Source organism: Mesorhizobium sp. WSM4816, assembly GCF_055811535.1.
On sequence record NZ_JBVVQR010000016.1, the window covers coordinates 83202 to 109017 of the forward strand.

General features: G+C 62.7%; 24 protein-coding genes. 5 read left to right on the forward strand and 19 right to left on the reverse strand.

Annotated features, from left to right (window positions below; all coding sequences use genetic code 11):
- Positions 1–2: 2 nt before the first annotated feature.
- From AC0L3H_RS18460 to AC0L3H_RS18470, 3 genes are all read right to left on the reverse strand, one after another.
- The gene (locus AC0L3H_RS18460) at positions 3–1100 is read right to left on the reverse strand and encodes a putative B6 ABC transporter permease subunit 2 (protein ID WP_473586407.1); all 1098 of its coding nucleotides are present in this window, start codon (positions 1098–1100) and stop codon (positions 3–5) included.
- Positions 1097–2665: a putative B6 ABC transporter ATP-binding protein gene (locus AC0L3H_RS18465; protein WP_473586408.1), complete on the reverse strand. Its 1569-nt coding sequence runs from the start codon at positions 2663–2665 to the stop codon at positions 1097–1099. The genes AC0L3H_RS18460 and AC0L3H_RS18465 overlap by 4 nt, the downstream gene beginning before the upstream one ends.
- A 79-nt stretch (positions 2666–2744) precedes the next feature.
- Positions 2745–3773, reverse strand: a complete 1029-nt coding sequence (locus AC0L3H_RS18470; RefSeq protein WP_473586409.1) for a putative B6 ABC transporter substrate-binding protein — start codon at positions 3771–3773, stop codon at positions 2745–2747.
- Positions 3774–3876: 103 nt separating this feature from the next.
- Between AC0L3H_RS18470 and AC0L3H_RS18475 the strand changes: the two genes are divergently transcribed.
- A complete protein-coding gene (locus AC0L3H_RS18475; protein WP_473586410.1) occupies positions 3877–4296 on the forward strand; it encodes a hypothetical protein in 420 nt (139 codons plus the stop codon).
- A 39-nt stretch (positions 4297–4335) separates the two neighbouring features.
- Here AC0L3H_RS18475 and AC0L3H_RS18480 read toward each other — a convergent pair whose 3' ends face one another.
- The 9 genes from AC0L3H_RS18480 to AC0L3H_RS18520 all read right to left on the reverse strand — a co-directional run bounded on the left by AC0L3H_RS18480 (position 4336) and on the right by AC0L3H_RS18520 (position 13414).
- Positions 4336–5346, reverse strand: a complete 1011-nt coding sequence (locus AC0L3H_RS18480) for an ABC transporter substrate-binding protein (RefSeq protein ID WP_128168455.1) — start codon at positions 5344–5346, stop codon at positions 4336–4338.
- A 33-nt stretch (positions 5347–5379) separates the two neighbouring features.
- Positions 5380–6177 carry an ABC transporter permease gene (locus AC0L3H_RS18485; RefSeq protein WP_473586411.1) on the reverse strand — a complete coding sequence of 266 codons (798 nt, stop codon included), beginning with the start codon at positions 6175–6177 and terminating at the stop codon, positions 5380–5382.
- 14 nt (positions 6178–6191) lie between these two features.
- A complete protein-coding gene (locus AC0L3H_RS18490; RefSeq protein ID WP_128182156.1) occupies positions 6192–7034 on the reverse strand; it encodes an ABC transporter ATP-binding protein in 843 nt (280 codons plus the stop codon).
- A 124-nt stretch (positions 7035–7158) separates the two neighbouring features.
- The gene (gene fhmpcd1, locus AC0L3H_RS18495; RefSeq protein WP_473586438.1) at positions 7159–8088 is read right to left on the reverse strand and encodes a 5-formyl-3-hydroxy-2-methylpyridine 4-carboxylate 5-dehydrogenase; all 930 of its coding nucleotides are present in this window, start codon (positions 8086–8088) and stop codon (positions 7159–7161) included.
- Positions 8088–8708: a glutathione S-transferase family protein gene (locus AC0L3H_RS18500; RefSeq protein ID WP_473586412.1), complete on the reverse strand. Its 621-nt coding sequence runs from the start codon at positions 8706–8708 to the stop codon at positions 8088–8090. The genes fhmpcd1 and AC0L3H_RS18500 overlap by 1 nt, the downstream gene beginning before the upstream one ends.
- 25 nt (positions 8709–8733) lie before the next feature.
- Positions 8734–9141 carry a RidA family protein gene (locus AC0L3H_RS18505; protein WP_027154168.1) on the reverse strand — a complete coding sequence of 136 codons (408 nt, stop codon included), beginning with the start codon at positions 9139–9141 and terminating at the stop codon, positions 8734–8736.
- A gap of 9 nt (positions 9142–9150) precedes the next feature.
- Entirely contained in the window at positions 9151–10284 is a 1134-nt protein-coding gene (locus tag AC0L3H_RS18510) for an LVIVD repeat-containing protein (protein ID WP_473586413.1), read from the reverse strand.
- A gap of 72 nt (positions 10285–10356) precedes the next feature.
- A complete protein-coding gene (locus tag AC0L3H_RS18515) occupies positions 10357–11508 on the reverse strand; it encodes a cupin domain-containing protein (protein ID WP_287193486.1) in 1152 nt (383 codons plus the stop codon).
- 277 nt (positions 11509–11785) lie between these two features.
- Positions 11786–13414 carry a GMC family oxidoreductase gene (locus tag AC0L3H_RS18520; RefSeq protein WP_473494232.1) on the reverse strand — a complete coding sequence of 543 codons (1629 nt, stop codon included), beginning with the start codon at positions 13412–13414 and terminating at the stop codon, positions 11786–11788.
- 211 nt (positions 13415–13625) lie between these two features.
- On the opposite strand from AC0L3H_RS18520, the gene AC0L3H_RS18525 reads away from it, so the two are divergent.
- Together AC0L3H_RS18525 and AC0L3H_RS18530 are read left to right on the forward strand one after the other, a co-directional pair.
- On the forward strand, positions 13626–14303 hold the full coding sequence (locus AC0L3H_RS18525; RefSeq protein WP_473586414.1) for a FadR/GntR family transcriptional regulator: 678 nt from the start codon (positions 13626–13628) through the stop codon (positions 14301–14303).
- A 46-nt stretch (positions 14304–14349) separates the two neighbouring features.
- Positions 14350–15894, forward strand: coding sequence for a GMC family oxidoreductase (locus AC0L3H_RS18530; RefSeq protein WP_473586415.1), 1545 nt, complete (start codon positions 14350–14352; stop codon positions 15892–15894).
- 72 nt (positions 15895–15966) lie between these two features.
- Here AC0L3H_RS18530 and AC0L3H_RS18535 read toward each other — a convergent pair whose 3' ends face one another.
- From AC0L3H_RS18535 to AC0L3H_RS18560, 6 genes are all read right to left on the reverse strand, one after another.
- Positions 15967–16794, reverse strand: a complete 828-nt coding sequence (locus AC0L3H_RS18535) for an inositol monophosphatase family protein (protein ID WP_473586416.1) — start codon at positions 16792–16794, stop codon at positions 15967–15969.
- Complete coding sequence (ttcA, locus tag AC0L3H_RS18540) at positions 16791–17672, reverse strand: tRNA 2-thiocytidine(32) synthetase TtcA (RefSeq protein WP_473586417.1); 882 nt, start codon at positions 17670–17672, stop codon at positions 16791–16793. Before ttcA ends, AC0L3H_RS18535 begins: the two co-directional genes overlap by 4 nt.
- A gap of 135 nt (positions 17673–17807) precedes the next feature.
- Positions 17808–18425, reverse strand: a complete 618-nt coding sequence (gene rpsD, locus AC0L3H_RS18545; protein WP_023798277.1) for a 30S ribosomal protein S4 — start codon at positions 18423–18425, stop codon at positions 17808–17810.
- 358 nt (positions 18426–18783) lie between these two features.
- A complete protein-coding gene (locus AC0L3H_RS18550) occupies positions 18784–18972 on the reverse strand; it encodes a DUF3008 family protein (protein ID WP_023717374.1) in 189 nt (62 codons plus the stop codon).
- 62 nt (positions 18973–19034) lie between these two features.
- Positions 19035–19847 (reverse strand): glutamate racemase, encoded by an 813-nt coding sequence (gene murI / locus AC0L3H_RS18555; RefSeq protein ID WP_473586418.1) that lies wholly within the window; start codon positions 19845–19847, stop codon positions 19035–19037.
- 147 nt (positions 19848–19994) lie between these two features.
- Entirely contained in the window at positions 19995–20843 is an 849-nt protein-coding gene (locus AC0L3H_RS18560) for an RNA methyltransferase (RefSeq protein WP_287061876.1), read from the reverse strand.
- Between the two features lie 217 nt (positions 20844–21060).
- Between AC0L3H_RS18560 and AC0L3H_RS18565 the strand changes: the two genes are divergently transcribed.
- Positions 21061–22272: an NADP-dependent isocitrate dehydrogenase gene (locus AC0L3H_RS18565; protein ID WP_128168446.1), complete on the forward strand. Its 1212-nt coding sequence runs from the start codon at positions 21061–21063 to the stop codon at positions 22270–22272.
- A gap of 8 nt (positions 22273–22280) precedes the next feature.
- Positions 22281–22907, forward strand: a complete 627-nt coding sequence (locus AC0L3H_RS18570) for a glutathione S-transferase family protein (protein WP_473586419.1) — start codon at positions 22281–22283, stop codon at positions 22905–22907.
- Positions 22908–22981: 74 nt separating this feature from the next.
- On the opposite strand, the gene alaS is transcribed toward AC0L3H_RS18570, so the two are convergent.
- Positions 22982–25648, reverse strand: coding sequence for an alanine--tRNA ligase (alaS, locus tag AC0L3H_RS18575; RefSeq protein WP_091591414.1), 2667 nt, complete (start codon positions 25646–25648; stop codon positions 22982–22984).
- Positions 25649–25816 lie beyond the last annotated feature (168 nt).

Sequence of the window (25816 nt, forward strand, 5' to 3'; positions counted from 1 at the left end):
CTTCAGGCCCTCCGCGACTGATTGTAGCGGTGATCGATGTATTCGGCGAGCGCGAGCACGATCAGCACGATGGAGACCAGCACCAGCGTGAAATGATTGGGCACGCCGAGGCGGCGGGCCGCGCTCTCGCCGCCGATCGACAGCACCGAAAGCAGGAACACGAAACCGATGGCGGCAAAGCCGTTCATGCGGGCGAGGAACACGACGGGAATGACCGCCAGCCCATAAGCGGGGTTCCAGTCGGCGCGGACGTTACCCTGGACGCCGAGGATATCGACAGCGCCGGCAAGTCCGGCCAGCCCGGCCGAAATGGCGAAGACGGCAATGGTGAGCTTCGGCACGCCGAGCCCCGCATGGATGGCCGCGCGTGGGTTAGCCCCGACGATCCTCAGCTTCAGGCCGAAGGCCGTGCGCGTCATCACCAGATGTACGGTGATTATCGCCGCCAGTCCCAGAAGCAGGCCGCTGGTGATGGTCGTGTCGAGCAGGCGCGGCAGCCGGTCCTCGACCGGCAAGGTGCGGGTCTGCGGCACGGTCGTGCCCGGATCGCGAAACACCAGCTTGACCAGCACATTGGCGAGCGAGGTGCCCAGGAACGTCATCATCAGCGTGGTGATGATCTCGTTGACGCCCTGATAGGCCCGCAAAAGGGCCGGTACCAGCGACCAGAGCATCGCAACCGCCATGGCGATGACAAACGAGCAAATCAGCGCCAGCCAGGCAGGCATGACTTCCACGAAGAGCGGCGCGCTGGCGGCGGCCGTTACCGCGCCGAGCAGGAACTGGCCATCGCCGCCGAGATTCCACATGCCGGCGCGAAAGGCCACGATCAGGCCGGCCGCAAGAAACAGCAGCGGCGCCATGCGCGTCAGCGTCTGCTGGATGCCGAGCGGCGACAAAAGCCCTCTCTCGAGCACAAACCCATAATAGGCAATCGGGTCGACGCCGACGGCAAGCAGGATGCAGCCGGCGATGATAAGCGCGGCCAGTATCGGGCCGAGGGTCATCAGCAGCCGATGCTGGATATCGCGGCGCGTGACCACAGCGGCCGTGGCATCGAGTGCGGTTGCGCCGGCGGCTGGGACGGTGTCGATGCTCATGCGGCAAGTCCGATCATCAAGCGACCGATCTTGGAGCGGGCATCGCCGACATTCTCGACCGTGCCGACCAGCGAGCCGTTCGAGATGACGGCGATGCGGTCGCACATGCTGAGCAACTCCTCCAGGTCGGTGGAGATGAGCAGCACGGCAAGGCCGCGTGCCGCCGTATCGCGGATTCGCTGGCGCGAAGCCAATGTATTGGCGAGATCGAGGCCATAGGTCGGCTTGTTGAAGATCACCGCTTTTGCGCCTTCGGCGAGTTCGCGCGCCAGCAGCACCTTCTGGATGTTGCCGCCGGAGAGTCGGGCGACCGGCGTTTTCAGGCTGGGCGTGCGCACGTCGTATTCGCGGATCAGCTGAGCGGCGCGCTTGTCGATTTCAGCGCGCTGCTCGACGCCGTTGCGCCAGAAGGGAGCGGCGCCGACCTGCTTGAGGAAGAAGTTGATCGAGACCGGAAAAGTCCCGACCGTGCCCTCGCCGAGCCGGTCGTCGGTCAGATAGCGAAGGCCTCGCTCACGGCGTTCTCCGACGCTCAGCGCCTCGATGGGCGCGCCCTGCAGCCGCACCGAACCGCTCACCGTCGCCCGCTGGCCGGCCAGCGCTTCCGCCAGTTGCTTCTGGCCATTGCCGTCGATACCAGCGATGCCCAGCAGCTCGCCTGGACGGATGTCGAACGAAATCGATAACAGGCCCGGCGCGTCGTCTGTCGGTGCGACCGCGAGTTCATGGACCTGAAGCAGCGGAGCCGCTCCGGCGTGAATGGTGCGAACCGGACGCTCGGACGCTTCCGGGTCGTCCTTCTGCTTGCCGAACATCAATTCGACGATCTCCGAAACGATCGCCTGCTCGCCTAGCGCGCGAAACCGCTCGGGAGGAATTTCGCCGACCTTGCGGCCGAGTTTCAGCACCGAGATTCGATCGCCAAAAGCCGCCGCCTCCTTGAGCTTATGGGTGATGAAGACGATCGCCAGCCCCTGCTCGACAAGGCGGCGCATCAGCGCGCCCAGCTCATCGATCCCCTTCGGCGTCAGCATCGAGGTCGACTCGTCGAGGATCAGAAGCCGGCTGTTGCGCACCATCGCGCGCAGGATCTCGACATGCTGCTGTTCGCCGAGCGAGAGTTCCGACACCTTGGCATGCAGCTTGACCGTGATACCGAGCGCCCTGGTGATTTCGGCGACGCGCGCTTCCAGTTCCTCGGTCTTCGGCCGCTGCCACCACGGGCCGCCGAGCAACAGGTTTTGCGCGACCGTCAGCGTCGGCACCAGCATCATGTGCTGGAATACGGTTCCGATGCCGAGCGCCAGCGCATGGCGCGGCGAGGTGATCGCGATAGGCTCGCCGTCGACCAGTATGCGGCCCCCGTCCGGCTGCTGCAGGCCGGACAGCATGCCGATCAAGGTGGATTTTCCGGCGCCGTTTTCACCGAGCAGCACATGCACTTCACCCGGACGGATCGCCAGATCGACGCTGTCGTTGGCCACGACGCCGGGAAACCGTTTGGTCACGCCTTCAAGCGCGACGATGTCGTGCTTGTCGACCGACAATGAGGATCCACTACTCATGAAAGCCAAGGCCTTGAAAACATGAAATCGGTCCGGAGGGGTGAATTGTCACCCCTCCGGAAGCGTGCATTGAAGCGCCTTACTGGGCAACGCTGGTCATCAGCGCCCTGACGGCTGCTGCATCATAGACCGGATCGACCTTGGTCTTGCCGGAAACGATGTCCTCGCGCAGCGCCTGGATCTCCGCCCATACATTGTCCGGGATCGCAGCGGTTTTCAGAAGCTTGACCGAATCGTCCTTGAGGCCGATCGAGTAGCTCTTGGTGCCGAACGTGTCGGCCTTGAGGTCGGCGATCATCGCCGCATAGACCGGCTCGATGTTCCAAACCACCGACGACAGCAGGAAGCCTTTGTCGATCGGCGTCTTGTCGCCGATGACGTCGATGAAATAGACCTTGCCGCCATCGCCGGCCTTGGTCGTCTCGACCGCCTGCAGCATGCCGAAGCTCGAGCCGTTGCCCTGGCCGAAGATGATGTCCGCGCCCGATGCGATCACGCTTTCGGTAACGCGCTTGCCGCCGGCCGCATCGCTGTAGGCGGCGGGTCCGATCACCGCATAGGTGACCTTGACGTCCGGGTTCTCGGCCTTCACACCTTGCGCGAACGCCGCCGACTGCGAGTTCCACGACGGAGGCTCGCCGGACACGACGATGCCGACCGACTTGGAACGCGACATCTTGGCGGCGAGACGGCCGGCAAGGTACGCACCTTCGTGACCGCTCAGCGTGTAGTCTGCGACGAGCCCAGCCTCCAGGCCGGTCGGCGTGTCGACGATCGCCACTGGCACCTTGGTTTCCTTGGCGATTTCGGGAGCCGCGGTGTTGTACCCGCTGGCATGGGCGATCAACAGGCTGGCGCCGTCGGCCGCCAGTTCGCGCAATGTCGGGCGCACGTCGCCATAGCCGAGCCCCTGCGCCGTCACTATCTCGACACCGGCAGCTTTCGCCGCTGCCTTGGCAGCGTCGATGCCTTGCTGGTTCCAGCCATAATCGGTGCCTTCTTCCGGCGTCAGGATGGCAATGGACTTGACTTCGGCGGCAAGTGCATTTCCCAGCAAGAGGCCGCTTAATATAACAGCGCTTGCGCTGCCCTTCAGGAACTTAGACATGTTACCCTCTCTGTTCGGTTGACCCAAGATATTCTTATTGTTATTGCGCAAAGGCGAGGTAGACTGCCTGAACAATTCCACACGGAGTTCAGGCAAGGTGGTTGTGCGATACATTCTTCCGATAATTCTGGCGTTCACATCGTTCGCCAACGCGGTTGAATTGCGGCACATCACTGTGCGAACCGGCACCGAAGGGCTCGATCCGGTGCCGCTGACGATCTCGAATGCGGGGCGTGAGGCGCTTTCCTGCAATGCAGACTTCGCCCACTGGTATTCGGCCACGATCGCCACCGCGGCGCCTGGCAAGCGCGCCCGTGTCGAGCTGTGGTTCGATCCAGAAACCGGGACATTTGCGATCCTCAACGACAAGCGCGAAAACCTGCCCGTCGAGCGGCTGTGGTGCGGCCTTGCCAGACAGGCATACGCCACGCGCGTGCAAATCGTGCTCGACCGGACCAGTGCAAGAAAGGGGCAAATGGCCGTGACCTGCAGCAGAGCGGACGACAGGCTGGTCTGCCGGTAGACGCTCGCTTTTTGCCAGGTCAGACACCGCCCCCGACCTTCACTCTGCCGCCAGGAATTTGTCGGTGAAGACGTCGTCGGCCGACAGGGCCGTTTTGAGCACGCCCTGATCCGTCAGCGTCTTCAGGGTCTCTTCCCATTGGGTCTTCGTCATCCAGCCGAGGCCGTGTTCCTTCGTCGCCGGGCTGTTGAACGTCGAAGCGATGTCGGCCTTGAGCTGGGCCAGCAGCACATCCTTCTTCTCCGCATAGCCAGGAACGGCCTTGGCGGTGATCTCGGCGGCTTCTTCCGGATGGGCCGCGACATAGTCGAAAGCCTCCCTGTAGGCCTTCACGAAGCGGCGCACGACATCGGCATTGTCCTTGATCATCGCTTCAGAGGTGAACAGCCCCGAGCCATAGGCCTTCCAGCCGTGATCCGCGCCGAGCATGATGCTCAGCGACCCTGGGCCGCCAGCCTTGGCTTCAAGTTCCGGCACTTCGGCGTCGAGATAACCTACGACCGTCTGCACCCGTCCGAGCAGCAGGTAGCTTTCGTACGGCGGCGAGACGCTGTTGAGCGTCATGTCCTTCTCGCTCATGCCGTTGGCAGCCAGGAAGCCCCTGAAGAAAATGTAGGTGGAGCCCGCCGGGTGGATGCCGATGGTCAGGCCCTTGAGGTCTGAAGGCTTGGTCAGCTTGAGCGTCTTGGCGAGCGAAATAATGCCCAGCGGCGACTGCTGGTTGACCGCCGCCAGCGCCACGACGGGAACATTCTGCGACCTTGCCACGGCAAGCGTGGGAAGATCGCCGAAGCCGAATTCAGCGTTGCCGTTGCCCACCAGCCGCATGGCGTCAGGCGAGCCGGATCCTTTGCGGACCTCGCTCACATCGATGTCGTTCTTGGCGAAGAAGCCTTTTTCCTTGCCGACAAAGAACATGGCGTGATTGCCGCGCACCACCCAGTCGAGCTGGACGTTGACCGTGTCCGCCGCCAGCGCCGCGTTCGAGAAGCCAAGCGCGCCGACAAACGCCGCAAAGGTGGCTGCCTTGATAAGAGAGCGTCTCAGCATTGTCTGTTCCCTTGTTTGGTTGTTCGAAAGATCCTAGGCCTGGCTGAATTTCGGCGCCCACGGCACCACGACACGTTCAAGAATTTCGGCTGCGTAGTAGAAGGCGATGCCGAGCACTGAAACCAGCAGCAGCGCCGCAAAGACAAGGGCCGTGTCGAGTTGGGTCGACGCGAATTGGATGACGTAGCCGAGCCCGTCCGAGGCTCCGGCAAATTCGCCGACGATGGCGCCGATCACACTCAGGGTCGCGGCTATCTTGGTCCCGGCCATCAGGCTCGGAAGCGAGTGGGGGACACGGATCCTGAACAGGATCTGGGTCGGGCTGGCGCCGACCGAATTCATCAGCGACAGAAGCGAACGGTCGACCGATTGCATGCCGGCCAGCATCGACAGCGTCACCGGGAAGAAGGCGATGACCAGAATCAGACCGATTTTGGGAGCGAGCCCATAACCGAACCAGAGGATGAAGATCGGCGCCAGCGCGACCTTCGGCACATTCTGGAACAGCACGACGAGCGGGTAGAGTGCGCGGCCCAGCCAATCGAAGCGCACGATGACGAGAGCAAGCGCAATGCCGACTATGACAGAGACAACAAAGCCAAACAGGATTTCGCCTGCCGTGACCACCGTCGCCTGCATGAGAGTGCCCCACTGCGCGACCAGCGATTTCGCAATCTCGGATGGGGCAGGAACGATAAAGGAAGATATCGAGAATATCCGCACCGCCGCTTCCCACAACACGATCGTCACCAGCAGAAGGATAGCCGCCGGAAGCCAGCTGCTTGTTGCCGCGTCCCAGCCGGAAACCGGTTGCGGCGATGAGAGATTCATGAGGGGTTGCCTGCTCACGTCGCGCCTCCCGGCTGATGACTGGAGCGCAGCATCGTTCGAAGCTGAAGCACCAGCCTGACGAATTCGGGGACTTCGGTCACGGAAGCGTCGCGCGGATAAGGCAGCGGAATGTCCAGGCTCTGGGTAATGCGTCCCGGTTTGATTCCCAGCACATGGACCTGGCGCGACAACTGAATGGCTTCGTCGATCGAATGCGTCACGAAGACGATCGTCTTGCCGGTCCGCTGCCAGATCTCCAGCAGCGACTGGCCCATCGAGTCGCGGGTGATCGCGTCAAGGGCGCCAAACGGCTCGTCCATCAGCAAGACCGCCGGATCGAGCGCCAGAGCCCGGGCGATGGCAACCCGCTGCCGCATGCCGCCAGACAGTTCGTTTGGGCGCTTGTGGGCGGCATCGCCAAGTCCCACCAGTTCCAGCATTTCCTGTCCACGCGCCCGCAGCGCCGAGCGCGACATCGATTTGTCGGCGATGCCGAGCAGCATCGAGGCATTGTCGACGGCGTTTTTCCACGGCAGCAGATTGGCATCCTGAAAGACCAGACCGATCATCCGCTTGCGCGCCGCTTCGCCTGGCGAAACGCCGGCAACCGAGACGCTTCCGCTGCTCGGATTTACCAACCCAGCCAGCACTTTGAGCAGCGTACTCTTGCCGCAACCCGAAGGACCGATCAGGGAAACGAACGAGCCTTGCGGAACTGCAAGGTCTATATCCCTGAGGATCAGCTGGCGGTTCCGATCCGTGCCCATGACCACCGAAACGCCTTTGGCGGAAATGAGGTCGTCGTGGCGCATGTGGGTCGGTCGGCCGCCGGCGGGTCGAATGGTTTCAACCTGCATGGTCGATCACCCCATGCATCGTGATTGGCCGCAGCTGCGCTGTCTTGACGGCACAGTCCGCATGAACGGCCAACCGGGTGAAGTCCCCGGCATGGCCAGCCTCATGCCTAACGCGTGCCATCGGCTACTCCCGGCCCTCGAGGATGCGGCGCACCGCGACCAGCTTGCGCGCCCGTTCGCCTTGCAGCGCCCTTATCTGTTCGGGCGTGTAGGAGAACATGCCCTCGCCCGACTTGATGCCGAACCTCGATGCACCGGTCTTCTCCAGCACCATCGGCGCCACATCATCCCGATTGGAGAGATCGGCGTTCAGGAACGAAGAGACGGATTTGTAGATATCGAGGCCGGCCATATCGAGCAGTGCCATTGGCCCGATGACGGCGATCTTGTAGCCGATGCCCCAGGATACGCAGGTGTCGAGATCCTCCGGTTCGATGACGCCGCGCTCGACCAGATCCACCGCTTCACGCAGCAGCGCATAAAGCACGCGATTTTCGACGAAGCCGGGAACGTCCTTCTTCACGACCACCGGCAACAGCCCGATCGAGCGGATCAGGTCGCGTATCGTCGCCACCGTTTCGGGCGCGGTCTTCTCGCCGCCGATCACCTCGATCATCGGGATGATGTGCGGCGGGTTCGACCAATGCATGCCGACCATCCTCTCGGGGTGCGAGATATGGGCCTGCAGCTTGGTGATCGGAATACCCGACGTGTCCGAGGCGACGATCACCGAAGAGCCGATCAGCGGGTCGATGGCGCGATAGGTTTCGGCCTTGGTGTCGATATTCTCAGGCACATTTTCGATGACCAGTTCCGCCCCATCGACGGCCTCGTCGATGGTGGGGACGAAGCGCACCGTGCCGGCGCCCTTTGCCGGCACCTTGATGTCGAGACGGTCCAGAACCCCGCCGGCGATGTCGAGCGTGCCACGGGCGCGTTCGACCGCGACATCGGAAACATCGTACGCCGCCACGTCGAGCCCGCCGCGCGAAAGCCGCGCGGCGATGCCCGGACCCATCGTTCCCAGTCCGATGAGAGCGGCGCGCTTGATCATCATGCGGCCTTTGCGGGAGCCGCAGCGGTTGCCGTTTTGAAGGCCGGGCGCGCGGCGATTGCGGCGACCCAGCGCTCGAGATTGGGCAGCGACGGCCGGTCAATCTTGAAGTCGATGCAGCGTTTCAGGATCGGTGCGCAGGCGATGTCGGCAATGGTCAGCTTTCCCAGCGCCAGGAATTCCTTGCCGGCCAGATGCCCGTCGACGATCTTGAGCTGCGCCACCAGGTCCTTGACCTGTTCCTTGTATTCGGCGGTCTGTTCCTCTGGCGTCAGCTTGGCGCCCTTGAAGGCAGCCATATAGCCAGGATTGACCGCCGCCAGCAGAAAATCCATCCAGCGCTCGACCTCGGTCTTTTCCGCAGGGGTGGCGCCATTCAGCCGCTCACCGCCGGATGCCGCGAGATAGCGCAGGATGGTGTTGGACTCCCAGATCACGGTGTCGCCGTCGACCAGCGTCGGGACTTTCGACGTCGGATTAAGCGCCTTGTATTCGGCCGTCTGGGTGTTTTCGAACTGGCGGCCGTAATCTTCGCGCTTGTATGGCGTGCCAAGCTCTTCGAGCATGAAGAGCACCTTTTGAACGTTGCCCGATGTCTGGCGGCCTAAGAGCTTGTACATATCATCTCCTCGATTGTGTCGTTGCCTACTTGCCGGCCGGCAGCGGCTTGTAGACGATAGCGTCCATTTCGATCTTGGTGTTGATGACGGCCTTTGCCTCCACCGTTGTGCGCGCCAGCACCGCGTCGCCGATCCCTTCGAGAAACGCCTTGTTGTAGCGGCCGAAGTCGCGCGTATCCTCGAGATAGGTGGTGATCCGCACGACATCGGAGAGCGTTGCGCCCTCATCGGCAATGACGCGCGCGATGGTCCTCAGCGTCGCCAGCGTCTCTTCCTCGATCGTGCCGCTGATCATGTTATTGTTCTCGTCCTTCGGCACCTGGCCGGAGACGAAAATGAAATCGCCGGCACGCACCGCCGGATGAAACGGCAGGTTCGGATTCTTCTTGCCAATGGCGTAGTGGCTGGCGGATTTTCGCGTGCTGTCGCTCAACCTATCCCCCTAGAGAACGCTGGTTTCGATGATATCGACGCCACGGACGCGGTCGATAAGGTAGACGATGCCGCGATCGTCGATGGTGACGTCGTTGGAAGACGATCGCTCGGCGCCCTCAGGCGCATCGGGCACGAAATGGCCGACCTCCTTGGGTGCGAACGGGTCGGCGATGTCGACCAGCCGCAGCCCCTGGGCGAACCATGCAAACGGAATGATGGTGCCCTTGAACCGCTCGGAAGGCTGATGGCAGCCGGTCATTGGCGGTTGTGGTTCGCCATCCGGGTCGAGGCCAGGCACCTGGAAGGTCGAGATCGGCAGCGGGTTCGTTTCGTCGGTGATGTCGTAGATCCAGGTGAAGGCCGGCGGCGAAGGTCGGAGCTTGGCGACATCCTCGTCCGCCACCACCATGATGTTGCGGCCCTTGAGCGGCTGCGGGATCGGCAGGCATGTGTGCGTGGGATGCGGGAAGCTCGGGCTCGAATTGACATGCGAGACAAGCTTCGGCTTCGAAATGTCGGAAATGTCGAGGATGAACAGGCCGTGATGCCAGTAGCTGACATAGAGCCGGTCGCCCATGCGTAACGGATGGTGGCAGCGCGGCGTGACGTAATCATGCCACGGGTACTCTTCGCCGCCGCCGGTCCATTGCCCCGGTATCCACCAGCGCCCGATTTCGACCGGATTTACCGGATCGATCAGGTCGAGGATCATCACGATGTTGCCGACATAGCCGTCGGCAGTTGGCGAGATATAGGCGTAGCGGCCGTCATAGTCGTAGCGATGCACGCCATGGCCGCCGGTTATCCACTTCGAGATCAGCCTCGGCTCCGCCGGTCGGGTCGTGTCATAGAGCGCCAGGCCACCGCCGAAATCGGCCGGGCCCGCATTGCCGAAACGCTCGTGGTTGATGATCATCAGACCGTCCTGGGCGCGCACCTTGTGCGAGTGCCAGCCGGGCGGAACGTCGATCGTCGCGACCTTCCTGGGATTGCGCGGATCGGAAATGTCGACAAGCGTCGTGCCGCTCGGCGGGCGCATGTGGCCGATATAGAGAATGTTGCCGTCGACCCAGACCTGACCACCACCCGGGCAGTCGACATGGCCGATCTGCTTTGTGTTGAACGCCGAAACCAAATGCATCCGCCCTTGCTGCTGAACCGTCTCGTTCGATGTCCGCGCCATTATGGCGGCGCGGACGGTTTCCGCTGCAAACTAGACGATGCGGAGCAGATCGCCGGCCTGGTTGCGGCCCCAGCGCTTGTAGAGCAGCAGCGCCTTCTGTGTCGGCGCATCGGTCGCGCCGAAGAAGATGACCGGCTCGGTTGAGGAGCCATTGACATGCTCGACCCAGCAACCGCCCGGTATGGCGATCGTGTCGAATTGGTTCCAGTCGTAGCGCTTGCCGTCGATCATCGAATGACCATTGCCGCGGAACGGCGCCAACAGCAGGCTGGCGGTCTCGCGCTGCGGCAGCGTCTTTTCGCCCGGCCGCAACATCTGCACGTAGAAGTTGATCGTGCGGAAGACCGGGCCGCCGGTGGTGGGGTCGACATAGTCGATGACGATGCCTTCATGCGGATCGCCGTCCCAATCCTTGTGCGCGTCGAGGATCGCTTCCATCTTTTCCCAGCGATAGACATACATCGGCGACGACAGGCCGCCGCCGCGCTTGTGGTCGACGAAGCGCGGCATCAGGCCGCCCTCGCCATAGATTCGCTGCGAATAATCGCTCGGAAAACGTGCGGTCTGCACCTTCTTCTCGACTTCCTTGCCGTCGACCATCTCGGTGTATTTGTGATCGAAATGCACGGCGTGCAGCGTCTCGACCAGCGGCAGGTCGAGGACCGAAAGGTTGACCGCCTGTTCGCCGCCGACCGTGCCGTGATTGTGCCAGGCGTCGTTCGGCGTCAGCACCATGTCGCCGGGGCCGAAAACCACGTCCTCGCCCTCGACGCCGGTAAAATTGCCCTTGCCGGTCAGGCCAAAACGTATGGCGCTCGGCGAATGCTTGTGCGGCGGCATGATCTCGTCCGGATCATTCAGGCGATAGGCGGTGTACATGGTGCTGACCGAGGCGCGCTTGGGCGCGAGCCCCGGATTGACCAGGATCAGCGACCGGCGCTCGCTGTCGTCCATGGTCACCAGTTCGGCGGCGCGCTGCAGCAGCGGCTCGATATCGGCATAGGACCAGACGAAGGGGATCGCCTTCGAGGTCGCCATGAGCTGCTTGATCTCGTCGTGATCGACGCCTTCCGACGTCGCCCAGAACGGGAACATATTCTTTTCGTAGAGGGCGTCATAAAGGCCCTTCAGCGCTGCCTTTTTGTTGGTGACGGTAAGGTCTGCCGGTTGCGCCAAGGACATCTCTGACACCTCTCTTCACGAGGAAAATGCGTTTAACCAACTCAACCGTATTCGGATTGGTTTTTCTGGACAATCCCAAAACTGAGAATTTTAAGAATTTTTGGTTGAGCGCTCCTATGGAGGCCGAATGGCCCCAAAAGGGGGCAAGAAAGTCGAAAAGATGCGAGAAAATGGCCGGCGGATCGTACCATTGCGGCCGTGGCAATCGCTCGGCAGCCCAACCAACTCGAATTTTGTTTTCAACCAAAGGAACTTGGTTGAACCCGGGTGACAGCAATCAGGCGGCCATGCTTTGTTCAGCACGGCCGCGGATCAGGTCCGAGGCCTTTTCGGCGATCATGATGACCGCCGCATTGATGTTGCCGCAAACGAGATCCGGCATCACGGAAGCATCCACCGCGCGAAGGCCGGCAACGCCGCGCACCCGTAGTTGCGGGTCGACCACCGAGCCCGCGTCGACACCCATGCGGCAGGTGCCGGCCGGATGATGCACAGTAATCGAGGTTTTGCGAATATGCTCATCGATCTCGTCGTCGCTCTGGCATTGCGAGCCCGGAAAGAATTCCGAGGCGATGAACGGCGTCATCGACGGTTGTGCAGCGAGGTTGCGCGCGACGCGGAAGCCGGCGCGAAGCGACTGCCAGTCGTGCGGCGATGACAGGAAATTCTGGTGGATCAGCGGCGCGGCCAACGGGTCGTTCGACGCCAGTTCCACGCTCCCCCTGCTCTTCGGCTGGACGGCGACGATGCGGGTCGCAAAGCCATCGGCGAAGGAAGCTTTGAATGGCGGCATGTAAGGCCATGCGGCAAGCGGCGCAGCCGTGAAAAGCAGCTGAACATCCGGCAACGGCCGGCTTGCATCGCTTTTCAGAAACGCCACGACCCCGCCGGGCACATCTCCCGAAAAGCCCTTTCCGGTAAAATAGGTCTTGACGAAATCCAGCCCGATACGATCGGCCCGCATCATCTTGTGGAATGGCCCCGGCTGCTTGCGCCGATACATCAGAATGACCGAGACATGGTCCTGCAGGTTCTTGCCGACCTGCGGACGATCTACTTTCGTCTCGATGCCATGCGCGGCGAGCTCGCCGCTATCGCCGATCCCCGACAGCATCAGCAACTGCGGCGTGTTGATGACGCCGCCGGCAAGCACGACCTCAAGCCGCGCCAGCACCTGGTGGGTCGCGCCGCCCCTGGTATAGGCGATGCCGGTCGCTCGCCCATCCTTCAGCACGATCCGCGTCGCCATCGCGCCGGTCAGCACCTTGACATTGCTGCGGCGCATGGCGGGACGCAGATAAGCCGACGCGGTCGAGCAGCGGCGACCGTTTGCGATCGTCATCTGCAGGCGGCCAAAGCCTTCCTGCACCGGGCCATTGTAATCGTCGGTCTGGGGATATCCGGCATCCCGGCTCGCCGTAGCGAAGGCATCGATCAGTTCGTCCTTGTAGCGGCAGAACTGCGTGTTCAACGGCCCGCTGCCGCCGCGATAGTCGCTCTCGCCCTTTTCCCAGCGCTCCTGCTTCTTGAAATAGGGCAGCACCTTGTCGAATGACCAATCGGTGAGACCGCTGGCCGCCCAGCGATCGTAATCGCCGCGATTGCCGCGCACATAGGCCATGGCGTTGGTGGAGGAGGAGCCGCCGATGACCTTGCCGCGCGCACATTCGACCTTGCGTCCGCCGACATTGGCCTCGGGCTCGCAGAAATACATCCAGTCGTGACGGCGTTCGGTCAGGATCTTACCCCACCCGAGCGGGATGTGGATCATCGGATCGCGATCCCAGTCGCCAGCTTCCAGGAGCAGCACGGAAACATCAGGATCTTCGCTCAGGCGGTTTGCAAGGACGCAGCCGGCCGACCCGGCTCCGACAATGACATAGTCGAAAGTTTCCCCAAACGGCATGCACTGTCCTCGGGAGAAGACGGCCCCGCCGAGATATGAGCCGTCAAAGAAACAACTGCGGTACTCAACCATCGCGCAACTGGTGTTGTCAACCACCGGACGCAGATGTAGATTGGTTGAGTTGGTTGAGTGCCGTTCTCATCGATTCCGTGTCACAACTTGATATCGGGACGTCGAGTCGACCGCTGCCGATCAGACAGGAGATTTGGTTTTGAGCGCATTCGAGCCGCAGGTCGTATCTTCGGACCTCGACGACATCATCGCGGCGGTCCGCCAGTTGCAGCAGGGCGGCGGCAAGCTTCCTTCCGAGCGTGACCTTGCCGAACAATTCAACGTGAAACGTCATCAGCTTCGCAAGGCGCTTGAGATGCTGCGCCAATCAGGTGATTTGAAACCGACGCGCGCCAGGCGTGCGCCGACCGCCCTGCCCCGATATGGCGAAGAACTTGTCAGGGTAACCAACCCCATCGAGGTTCTGGAGTTGCGCCTGCTCATGGAACCGGGCCTCGCCCGGCTGGCATCGCTGCGCGCCTCCTCGTTCGAGACGGCCCGGATCATCGATGCGGCAACCACGCCAGAGAATGCCTCGTCTGGCGCGGTCGATTTCGCTTTTCATTCCGCCATCGTCGCTGCCGCCCGCAACCATCTTGCCGCCGAATTCTACAAGATGCTGCGCCAGGTCGGGGTCGATGCGCGGGTCAAGGTCGCACGGACCGCAGCACCCACCTGCCCTAAGCGGATCGCCGAGCGCGACGGCGAACATCGTCTGATCGCCGAAGCGATCTCGAAACGCGACCCCGAAGCAGCCGAAGCGGCCATGCGCGCGCATTTGCTATCCGTGCAAAGACGAATCACGGAGCGGTCGAATGCCGGCGCTTTTGCGGCATGAGCGTCTCGCATTCTAGCCAGACAGCCTGCGCGCGGGAACTTTCAAATTGATGCGTCATTTCGACGTGCTGGTCGTCGGCGCCGGATCTGCCGGCTCGGTGGTGGCTAGCCGGTTAAGCGAGGACAGCGCGTGCCAGGTCGGCCTGATCGAAGCCGGGGTCATGCCGTCCGATCCCGATATCGCCGACCCGTTGAAATGGACGATGCTGCAGGGCCGCGCCTATGACTGGGCTTATCGGACGGTGCCGCAACCCTTTACCGCAAACCGCGTCCACGAATGGCCGCGCGGGAAGATCGTCGGCGGTTCTAGCTGCCTGCATGCCATGGCCTATGTGCGTGGCCATCCCGATGATTTCCAGCCCTGGGCAGTAGCAGGCGGCGAGCGCTGGTCGTTTTCGGGCTTGTTGCCCGGCTTCGTCCGCAGCGAAGCTTTCACTGCCTTCGACGCGCCGTCGCGCGGCCGCTGCGGACCGTTGGACGTCTATCTGCCGGAAGCGGAGGTCAGCCCCGTCGTCCGCGCCTATATAACCGCTGGACAGGCCATGGGGATCCCCGTCCTGACCGACCACAACAGCGGCGAGCTCGCTGGCACGAGCCCTAATTCGCTGAACATCCGCGCCGGCAAGCGCCTGAGCGTCGCCGACGCCTACCTGCCGCCGGAGGTCATGGTGCGACCGAACCTTGCTCTGCTCACCGCTCACGAAGTCGAGCACCTCGTGCTGGAAGGCCAGCGGGCCACGGGTGTGGCTGTCGTGTGCGATGGGGAGAGCATGACGATCTCCGCCGACAGGATCATTCTTTGTGCCGGCGCGGTGTCGTCGCCGCTCATCCTCATGCGATCGGGCATCGGCGATCCGGATACGCTGAAGCGGGCGGGGATCCGCTGTCGTGCCGACCGGCGCAATGTCGGCCGCAATCTGCAGGACCATCTGCTGGCCCTTGGCAACGTCTACAGCACGAAAAAGCCGCTGCCGCCGTCGCGCCTGCAACACTCGGAATCGCTGATGTACCTGCACGGCAGCGACCCGACCCGTTCGACGGGAAGCCCCGATATCGTACTCGCCTGCGTCGTTGCTCCATCGGCCGCAGTGGGCTTGAATGCGCCGCCCTACGGCTCGGCTTTCACGATACTATGCGGCGTCACCAAGCCGACCAGTCGTGGGTGCATCGCACCGGGCGGGCCGGGCCGGAACGATGCACCGATCATCGATCCGCATTATCTCGAAACCGAACATGACCGGGCGGTTTTCCGGATAGCGCTGAAGACGGCGCGCGCGATTGGCCATCATCGAGCGCTCGACGAGTGGCGCGATGTGGAAGTCCTGCCGGGATCACAGGTGCAGTCGGACGACGAGCTTGATGCTTTCATCGCCAGCGCTGCCTCCACACATCATCATCCTGCCGGCACGTGCAGGATGGGCGGGGATGCCGACGCAGTCGTCGACCCGGAGTTGCGGCTGAACGGCTTCGACAACGTCTTCATCGTCGACGCGTCGGTGATGCCGACGATCCCGAGCGGACCGATCAATGCCGCGGTAGTCGCCATCGCGGAAACCTGGGCGTCAGCTCCGCCTAAAGCGCGTCGTGTTTGACCGCCGCATTAGCGCATGATCCCAAAAATCGGATCGGCCGGGCATGGCCGAATCGGACCGATGCCAAACGGCCTATTCCGCCCACAGTTCCCGGCGCAGTTCGCGCCAGCTTGCTTCGTCCGGTGCGACAAGAAGGCCACCGCCGACATGCGACGGCCGATAGGTGCTGCCGTCGAAACGCGCCGCGTAGCCACCTGCCTCGGCATGGATCAGCACACCGGCCAGATGATCCCACGGCATCAGCTTGTTGTAGACGACGAAGTGGGCGTGGCCGCTCGCCAGCAGGCGGTATTCGTGGGCCGCGCAGCGATAGCCGAATTGCGACAGGCATTTCGTCTGGTTGCGCGCCAGCCGTGACCGTTCCGGCTCGGGCATGTATTGCCAGGAAACCGCGCCGGTCATTTGCGAGATCGGCGCAGGCTCGGCGACATGCACCTTCTCCAAAGTGCCATGCGCATGCCGTATGTGGCTGCCAGCACCCCGGGCGCCAATCAGCCAGTCCTTGCCGATGGGATCGTGAATGATGCCGGCGACGGTCTCGCCCTTCACGACGACGCCGAGCATGACGCCGAACAGCGGCACGCCCGAGGCGAAATTGAAAGTGCCGTCGACGGGATCGATGACGAAGGCGAGATCGGCTTCGCCGAGGCCCTGGAGCAGCGCCGGGTCGTCGGAGCAGGCTTCCTCGCCGACGATCATCGCCTGCGGGTAGCGCTCACGCAGCCTGACGGTGATGAGCCGCTCGGCACTCACATCGGCCTCCGTCACCAGGTCGGCTGCCGAGGTCTTCTGGCGGACGTCGCCCTCATCCAGCCGGCGAAAGCGCGGCATGATCTCGGCAATGGCAGCGTCGGACAGAAGCGTGGCGAGCCAGTCGATCGCGGTATCGTCAAATGTCATCGGGAATTGTCTTGCCTTGCGGTCAGGGTTTCGTTGAGTGCGGCGAAATCGAACAGCTTTCTGTCGAGCAGATGCGAGGGCCGCACATTGGTCATGGCGTGGATCATCGTCTCCTTGCGGCCGGGCATGCGCTTTTCCAGGTCGTCGAGCATCGCCTTCATCGCATTGCGCTGCAAGCCGTCCTGGCTGCCGCACAGATCGCACGGGATGATCGGGAACTTCATGGCGCTGGCGAATTTTTCGAGATCGGCCTCGGCGCAATAGGCGAGCGGCCGCAGCACCATGACGTCGCCGTCGTCGTTGAGCAGCTTTGGCGGCATGGCGGCGAGGCGCCCGCCATGCAACAAGTTCATGAAAAAGGTTTCGAGAATGTCTTCGCGGTGGTGACCGAGCACCAAAGCCGAGCAGCCCTCCTCGCGCGCGATGCGGTAGAGATGGCCGCGCCTGAGCCGCGAGCACAGCGAACAATAGGTGCTGCCCTGGGGAAGCTTGTCCGTCACCACCGAATAGGTGTCCTGATATTCGATGCGGTGCGCAATGGCGTATGTGTTGAGATAATCGGGCAGAATGTGCTTTGGAAAGTTCGGCTGGCCTTGGTCGAGATTGCAGGCCAGCAGGTCGACCGGCAGCAGCCCGCGCCATTTGAGGTCGAGCAGCAACGCAAGCAGGCCATAGGAATCCTTGCCGCCGGACAACGCGACCAGCCAGCGATCGCCGGGCCTGACCATCGAAAAATCGTCGATCGCCTGACGGGCGAGACGCAGCAGCCGCTTGCGCAGCTTGTTGAATTCGACGGAGGACGGCACATTGGCAAACAGCGGATGAAAGCCGCGTGCGGCGTCAGTGATCGGTTCGATTGTTTCTGGCAGCATGTTCATGGCGCGGCGGCCCCAAAATCCTTGTTGCTGCCCGGAGTAGCGCATCGGCCCGAAAATCGAAATCGATTTTCGGAACCGCAAAGAAAAGGCCGCCTCGAGGGCGGCCTTCGATGATGTCACAGATGAAAAAATCGATCAGCGCGAATAGAATTCGACGACCAGGTTCGGTTCCATCTGCACGGCGAAGGGAACATCCGATAGGCCGGGGATGCGCCCGAAGGACGCCGTCATCTTGTTATGATCGACCTCGATGTAATCAGGCACGTCGCGCTCAGCCAGGCCTACCGATTCCAGGACGATCACCAGCTGCTTCGACTTTTCGCGCACTTCGATGACATCGCCCGGCTTGCAGCGGTACGAGCCGATGTTGACGCGCTTGCCGTTGACATTGATGTGGCCGTGATTGACGAACTGGCGAGCGGCAAAAATGGTCGGCACGAACTTGGCGCGGTAGACGACCGCGTCGAGACGCGACTCGAGCAGGCCGATCAGGTTCTCCGAGGTGTCGCCCTTGCGGCGGTTCGCCTCTTCATAGACCTTGCGGAACTGCTTTTCCGACACGTCGCCGTAGTGACCCTTCAGCTTCTGCTTGGCACGCAGCTGCAGCCCGAAATCGGAAAGCTTGCCCTTGCGGCGCTGGCCGTGCTGGCCGGGACCGTATTCGCGCTTGTTGACCGGGGATTTTGGGCGGCCCCAGATGTTTTCGCCGAGACGGCGGTCGATCTTGTATTTCGCGGATTCGCGCTTGCTCATCGCATTCCCTTTCAAAAAGACACACCCGGCACCTCATGGTCCGGGTGAAGGAAACGCGCCCTCCTCTGGCCCCCGTTTTCGAGACCTGACAGGGTTCTCCCACGCAACGCGGCGGAAAACCCACGGGACACGTCATTCTAGACAAGACTCCGGAAGAATATAGCGGCTTCCCAAATGTCTTGCACACATAAAGGACCACCGGACATTGCGGCCCGGTGTTGGTGGGCTGATTAGACGGAGATTCAACTGGTGTCAAGCTCGCCACTGGCGTCAGTGATAACAGCCGCAGTTCCCCCGCGCGGACGTGCTGATCGCGGCTATCCAACCATGGGACCGGACCTCGGCTGCGGACGAGCGGCTAGTGTTTCGATTTCTTCTCCGGCAGGCCCTTGCGCTTGGTCTCGGCGAACTCCTCGAGCTGCTTTTCGCTCATCGACTTGTACATTCCCTTCGAAGCGCCTTTCAGCTCGCTCTTCTTGGTCTCGCCACGCTTGGCGGACAATGCCGCGCCGGCGGCTTTCTGCTGGGCTTTTGAAGTGGCTGGCATGATCGTTTCTCCCGTCTTGCGATGCGGGAAAAACGCACCGGTCGGGGTGATGTTCCCAGATATCAGGAAATCGCCAGCCCGAACCCCTGCATCAGGCGGCGGGTCGGGAAATCGACCCGCTTCGAGGTGAAGACAGCAAGGTCGGCGCCTTCCGGCAACGTCTCGCCGCGGTGGCTGGCCTCGGCATGCGCGAGCAGCGAGAGCGCCCGTCGCGCGATCGCCTCGGCGGGATCGAGCCAATCGACCGGCCAGGGTGCCGTCTTGCGCATGCGATTGGCCAGAAAGGGATAGTGGGTGCAGGCAAGCACGACGATGTCGGTCCGCAATTCGTCACGTTCGACGAAGCACGGCGCGATCTCGGTACGCACCGCCTCTTCATCGACAAAGCCATCGCGCATATAGACCTCGGCCAGTCCCGCCAGACTGTCGCTGCCAACCAGGCGGACATGGCATTTCTGCGCCCATTTGCCGATCAGGTCGCGGGTATACTGGCGTTTGACGGTGCCGGGCGTCGCCAGCACCGACACCAGCCCCGAGCGCGTGCGTTCCGCCGCCGGCTTGATCGCCGGCACCGTGCCGACGAAAGGATGACCGGGAAATCTTTCGCGCAGCGCATCGATGACCAGAGTCGAGGCGGTATTGCAGGCGATGACCGAAATGGCCGGCGAAAAACGATCGAGCAGCTTGCCGAACAGCTCCAGCACATGTGCCCTCAGTGCCGCTTCCTCCCATGCCCCGTAGGGGAAAGCCGCATCGTCGGCGACATAGACGAAGCGGCGGTCGGGCATCAGCACCCGCGCTTCGCGCAGCACCGTCAGGCCGCCGATGCCGGAATCGAACATCAGGATCGGGCGGGTGCTTGAAGGATCGGTCATTGTCATCGTCTACAGGAGAAGGCGGAGAAGGCTGCGGGCCCCGGGAAGATGATCACAAATCTCTATTCATCATTTTAGGCCTGATCCATCATTTTTGGGATGATGGACCACAGCAAATAACATTCGGTTACGGCTAGAGCCTGTCTCTCAGGCCTGGTCCTTGTCTGTCGCTTTGGCGGCGCGGGCCGCTGCCGGAAGCCGCCTTGGATCATCGCCCGGCGATCCGTCGCCGCGCGGCATGGCCGGCGAAAACCTGTCCAGCGATGATATTATGCCGCGCAGCACCTTGAGCTCCGGTTCGGCGAAGCCGGCGCGCGTCAGCACCGCGCGCAGGTTGTCGACCATTTTCGGCTTCTTCGCCGCCGGGCGGAAATAGCCGCGCGCTTCGAGCGCGCCTTCCAGATAGGCGAACAGGCCGTGCAACTGTTCCTTGGTCGCCGGCATCATGTCGGGACTGGAGAAATTGGTTTTGGTCTCGTCTTCCAGGCCCGACTTCATCCACTCATAGGACATCAGCAAGGCGGCCTGGGCGATGTTGAGCGAGGAGAAGGCGGGATCGACCGGGAAGGTGACGATCTCGTCGGCGAGGCCGACCTCGTCATTGTAGAGCCCGAACCGCTCGCGGCCGAACAGAATGCCGGTGCGCTGTCCGGATCGCTGCCGCGCTCTCAGCGCCCTGCCCGCCTCGACCGGTCCGCGCACCGGTTTGAAATTATCGCGCGCGCGCGCCGTGGTGGCGAAGACGAAGTTCAGGTCGGCGACCGCCGAGGCCAGATCGTCATACACTCCAGCGGCATCGATGACGTGGTCGGCGCGGCTCGCGGCAGCGCGCGCCTTTTCGCTCGGCCAGCCGTCGCGCGGATTGACGAGGCGCAGTTCGGACAGACCGAAATTCGCCATGGCGCGCGCGACCATGCCGATATTCTCGCCGAGCTGCGGCTCGACCAGGATGATCGCCGGGCCGGTGGCAGGAAGGATGTCGTTGCTGGCTTGCATTGTCTCAATGAACTGCTGTTTGCGGCATTTCAGCGTCCCCTGCCATATCCGGCCGCGAAAATGAAGCTTTGGCAGGCAACGCCCGATGCCAGGGGCGAGCCCGCTGGCGCGGATCGCCGTTTGCGCGGCCAAAAATGCTTTGATATACGGGCCGCATCCCCGGCCAAAGCCATGCGGGCAAGGCCGTTCCGATCCCCAACAATGAGGCATTCTTTCCATGGCGAAGATCAAGGTGGCGAACCCGGTCGTCGAACTCGACGGCGACGAGATGACCCGCATCATCTGGCAGTTCATCAAGGACAAGCTGATCCACCCCTATCTCGACCTCAAGCTTGAATATTACGACCTCAGCGTTGAGCACCGCGACGCCACCAACGACCAGGTGACCATCGATTCGGCCAATGCGATCAAGAAGCATGGCGTCGGCGTGAAATGCGCGACGATCACGCCCGACGAGCAGCGTGTCGAGGAATTCGGGCTGAAGAAGATGTGGAAGTCGCCGAACGGCACCATCCGCAACATCCTCGGCGGCACCATCTTTCGCGAGCCGATCATCATGAAGAACGTGCCGCGGCTGGTGCCCGGCTGGACCAAGCCGATCATCGTCGGCCGTCATGCCTTCGGCGACCAGTACCGCGCCACCGACTTCCGCTTCCCCGGCAAGGGCAAGCTGACGATCAAGTTCGTCGGCGAGGACGGCCAGGTGATCGAGCATGACGTGTTCGAGGCGCCGGCCGCCGGCGTCGCCATGGCCATGTACAATCTCGACGACTCGATCCGCGAATTCGCCCGCGCCTCGCTCAATTACGGCCTGCTGCGCAACTACCCGGTCTACCTCTCGACCAAGAACACCATCCTCAAGGCCTATGACGGCCGCTTCAAGGACATTTTCCAGGAAGTCTACGAGGCAGAGTTCGAAGCCGAGTTCAAAGCCAAGAAGCTCTGGTACGAGCACCGGTTGATCGACGACATGGTTGCCTCCAGCCTGAAATGGTCGGGCGGCTATATCTGGGCCTGCAAGAACTATGATGGCGACGTGCAGTCGGACACGGTGGCGCAAGGTTTTGGGTCGCTCGGCCTGATGACCTCGGTGTTGATGACGCCGGACGGCAAGACGGTGGAGGCGGAGGCCGCGCACGGCACCGTCACCCGTCATTATCGGCAGCACCAGAAGGGCGAGGAAACCTCGACCAATTCGATCGCCTCGATCTTCGCCTGGACACGCGGCCTGGCGCACCGCGCCAAACTCGACGACAATGCCGAGCTGATGCGTTTTGCCGAGACGCTGGAAAAAGTCTGCATCCAGACCGTCGAAGCCGGCTTCATGACCAAGGACCTGTCGCTGCTGATCGGTCCCGACCAGCCATGGCTTTCGACCACCGGCTTCCTCGACAAGATCGACGAGAATCTGCAGAAGGCGATGGCCTGACCAGCGTTGTGAGCAGGCCCGTCGTCTACGGGGCGGACTACAGCGTCTATGTGCGCATCGTCCGCCTCGCACTCGAGGAAAAAGGCATCGGCTACGAACTCGTGCCGGTCGACATCTTTGCGGCGGACGGCATTCCGGGCTGGTATCTCGACCATCAGCCGTTCGGCCGCATCCCGGCCTTCGAGCATGACGGGTTCCGCCTCCACGAGACCGGCGCGATCGCCCGCTATGTCGACGAAGCCTTCGAAGGCCCCACGTTGCAACCGGCCGAAGCCCGATCTCGCGCACGTATGAACCAGATCATCGGCATGCTCGACGCCTATGCCTATCGGGCCATGGTCTGGGATGTCGCCGTCGAGCGACTGGAGAAAACAGCGCCCGACGAGGCTTTGATCGCCAATGGGCTTCTGCAGGCGGCGACAGTGCTTCGCGCACTCACCTCACTGAAAGCCGCCGGGCCGTGGCTGCTGGGCGAGCAACTGACGCTGGCCGACCTGCATGCAGCACCCATCATCGGCTATTTCGTCAAGGTCACTGAGGGGCAAAACCTGCTGGCCGAGTTCGCCGATATTCGGGACTGGTGGGCTCGCATCGCCGGACGGGAGAGTTTTGCCCGTACTGAAAAGGCCGGGTGACAAAGTCCGAAAGGCCGAGGGACAGCACCCCCCTCTGTCCGGCAGGACAGAGGGGGGTGCCTCCCAGCAACCGATCAGGCCGCCTCCAGAGCCGCCTTCACCGCAGCGATCGCGTCTTCGGCCCTCGAGGCGTCCGGGCCGCCGGCCTGGGCCATGTCAGGCCGACCGCCGCCGCCCTGCCCGCCCAATGCCGCGGACGCTACGCGGACCAGATCGACAGCGCTGAAGCGGCCGGTCAGGTCGTCGGTGACGCCGACCACGACGCTGGCCTTGTTGTCCTCGCCGGCGCCGACGAAGACGACGACGCCGGAGCCGAGCGACTTCTTGCCGGCATCGGCCAACGGCTTCAAATCCTTCGGCGCGACGCCCGATACCGCCTTGCCGAGGAAGCCGACACCGGCAATGGTCTCGTTCTCGGCAGGCACGCCGGCTGGCGAGCGGTCGCCCAGCGCCAGTTTCTTGCGCGCTTCGGTCAGTTCTTTCTCGAGCTTCTTGCGCTCGTCCAACAGCGCTTCGACGCGCGCCGGCACGTCGGCCGGCGAGATCTTCAACGCCGCCGCAGTGGCCTTCAGCCGTTTGTCCTGCTCGTCGAGATGCTTTCTGGCCGCCTCTCCGGTCAAGGCCTCGATGCGGCGCACGCCGGCGGCGACTGCACTGTCCGACACGATGCGCACCAGACCGATGTCGCCGGTCGCCCTGACATGCGTGCCGCCGCATAGCTCGACCGAATAAGGCCGGTTGGCCCTGGCGCCATGCAAGCCCGTGCCCATCGAAACGACGCGCACCTCGTCGCCATACTTTTCGCCGAACAGCGCCATGGCGCCTTCGGCGATGGCATCGTCAACCGACATCAGCCGCGTGGTGACCGGACTGTTCTGGACGACGATCTCGTTCGCCATCCGCTCGACCTCTTCGATCTCGTCAGGCGAGATCGGCTTGTTGTGCGAAATGTCGAAGCGCAGACGCTCGGGCGCGACCAGTGAGCCCTTCTGCGCGACATGGGTGCCTAGCACCTCGCGCAGCGCTTCGTGGATCAGATGCGTCGCGGAATGGTTCGCGCGCAGCCTGGAGCGGCGCGCATGGTCGACCTTCAGTTCGACGGTCGCGCCCGTGTCGACCGTGCCGTCGGCCACCTTGCCGAGATGCACGAAAAGCCCGTCGGCCTTCTTCTGCGTATCGGAGATCTCGATTGAGAACCCTTCGCCTGAAATGACGCCGGTATCACCCACCTGGCCGCCGGATTCGCCATAGAACGGCGTCTGGTTGACGACCACGGCAACCGCCTCGCCGTTGGCGGCGCTGTCGACGATCTTGCCGTCCCTGACCAGCGCCTGGATGAGGCCTTCCGCCTGCTCGGTCTCGTAGCCGAGGAACTCGGTGGCGCCATGCTTCTCGCGCACCGGGAACCACACTGTTTCGGTCGCCGCCTCGCCGGAACCAGCCCAGCTCTTGCGCGCCTCGGCCTTCTGCTGCTCCATCGCATTGGTGAAGCCGGCAAGATCGACCGAGATGTTGCGCTGACGCAACGCGTCCTGCGTCAGATCGAGCGGAAAGCCATAGGTGTCGTAGAGCTTGAAGGCGGTCTCGCCATCCAGCATGTCGCCGGCACCCAGCTTTTCCGTCGCCTCCGAAAGCAGGCCCAAGCCGCGCACCAGCGTCTTGCGGAAACGGGTTTCTTCAAGCTTAAGCGTCTCGGTGATCATCTGTTCGCCGCGCACCAGTTCCGGATAGGCCTGGCCCATCTCGCGCACCAGCGCCGGCACCAACTGCCACATCAGCGGATCACCGGCGCCCAAAAGCTGCGCGTGGCGCATGGCGCGGCGCATGATGCGACGCAGCACGTAGCCGCGGCCCTCATTGGACGGCAGCACGCCGTCAGCCACCAGAAAGCAGGACGAACGCAGATGGTCGGCGATGACGCGGAACGATCCGACGGTGTCGGCATCCGGACCGCGGCCGAGCGCGGATGACGCGGCCTCGATCAGGTGACGGAACAGGTCGGTCTCGAAGACGCTCTCGACCCCTTGCAGAATGGAGGCCATGCGCTCCAGGCCCATGCCGGTGTCGATCGACGGGCGCGGCAGGTCGATGCGCTCATCCTTCGTCACCTGTTCATACTGCATGAACACCAGGTTCCAGAATTCGAGGAAACGGTCGCCATCCTCCTCGGGGCTGCCGGGAGGGCCGCCCCAGATGTGCTCGCCACGGTCGATGAAGATCTCCGAGCACGGACCGCAAGGTCCGGTGTCGCCCATCGCCCAGAAATTGTCCGAGGTCGGAATGCGGATGATGCGATCGTCGGAAAAGCCGGCGATCTTCTTCCAGTAGCCGGCAGCCTCGTCGTCGGTGTGATAGACCGTGACCAGCAGCTTGTCCTTCTTCAGCCCGAACTCCCTGGTGATCAGGTTCCAGGCAAGCTCGATGGCGCGCTCCTTGAAATAGTCGCCGAACGAGAAATTACCGAGCATCTCGAAGAAGGTCAGGTGGCGCGCGGTGTAGCCGACATTGTCGAGGTCGTTGTGCTTGCCGCCGGCGCGAACACTCTTCTGAGCCGTCGTGGCACGCGAATAGGGTCGCTTTTCCAGGCCGGTGAAAACGTTCTTGAACTGCACCATGCCGGCATTGGTGAACATCAGTGTCGGGTCATTGCGCGGCACCAGCGGGCTCGACGCGACGACCTCGTGACCCTCCTTGCGGAAATAGTCGAGGAATGTCGACCGGATCTCGTTCACGCCACTCATGAATACTGCCTTTTAGCTTTTAGAGAGAGCCGCCGGCGCGGCCGACGGCAAATGGACATGGCCTTTTAGCCGCCGCGTTGCACCCTGTCCAGAAACACGGAATTGGGCCAATTTGCGGGGCTTGCCGGTCATCTCGTTGCCGGCTTGCCGGTCATCTCGGCGCCCACC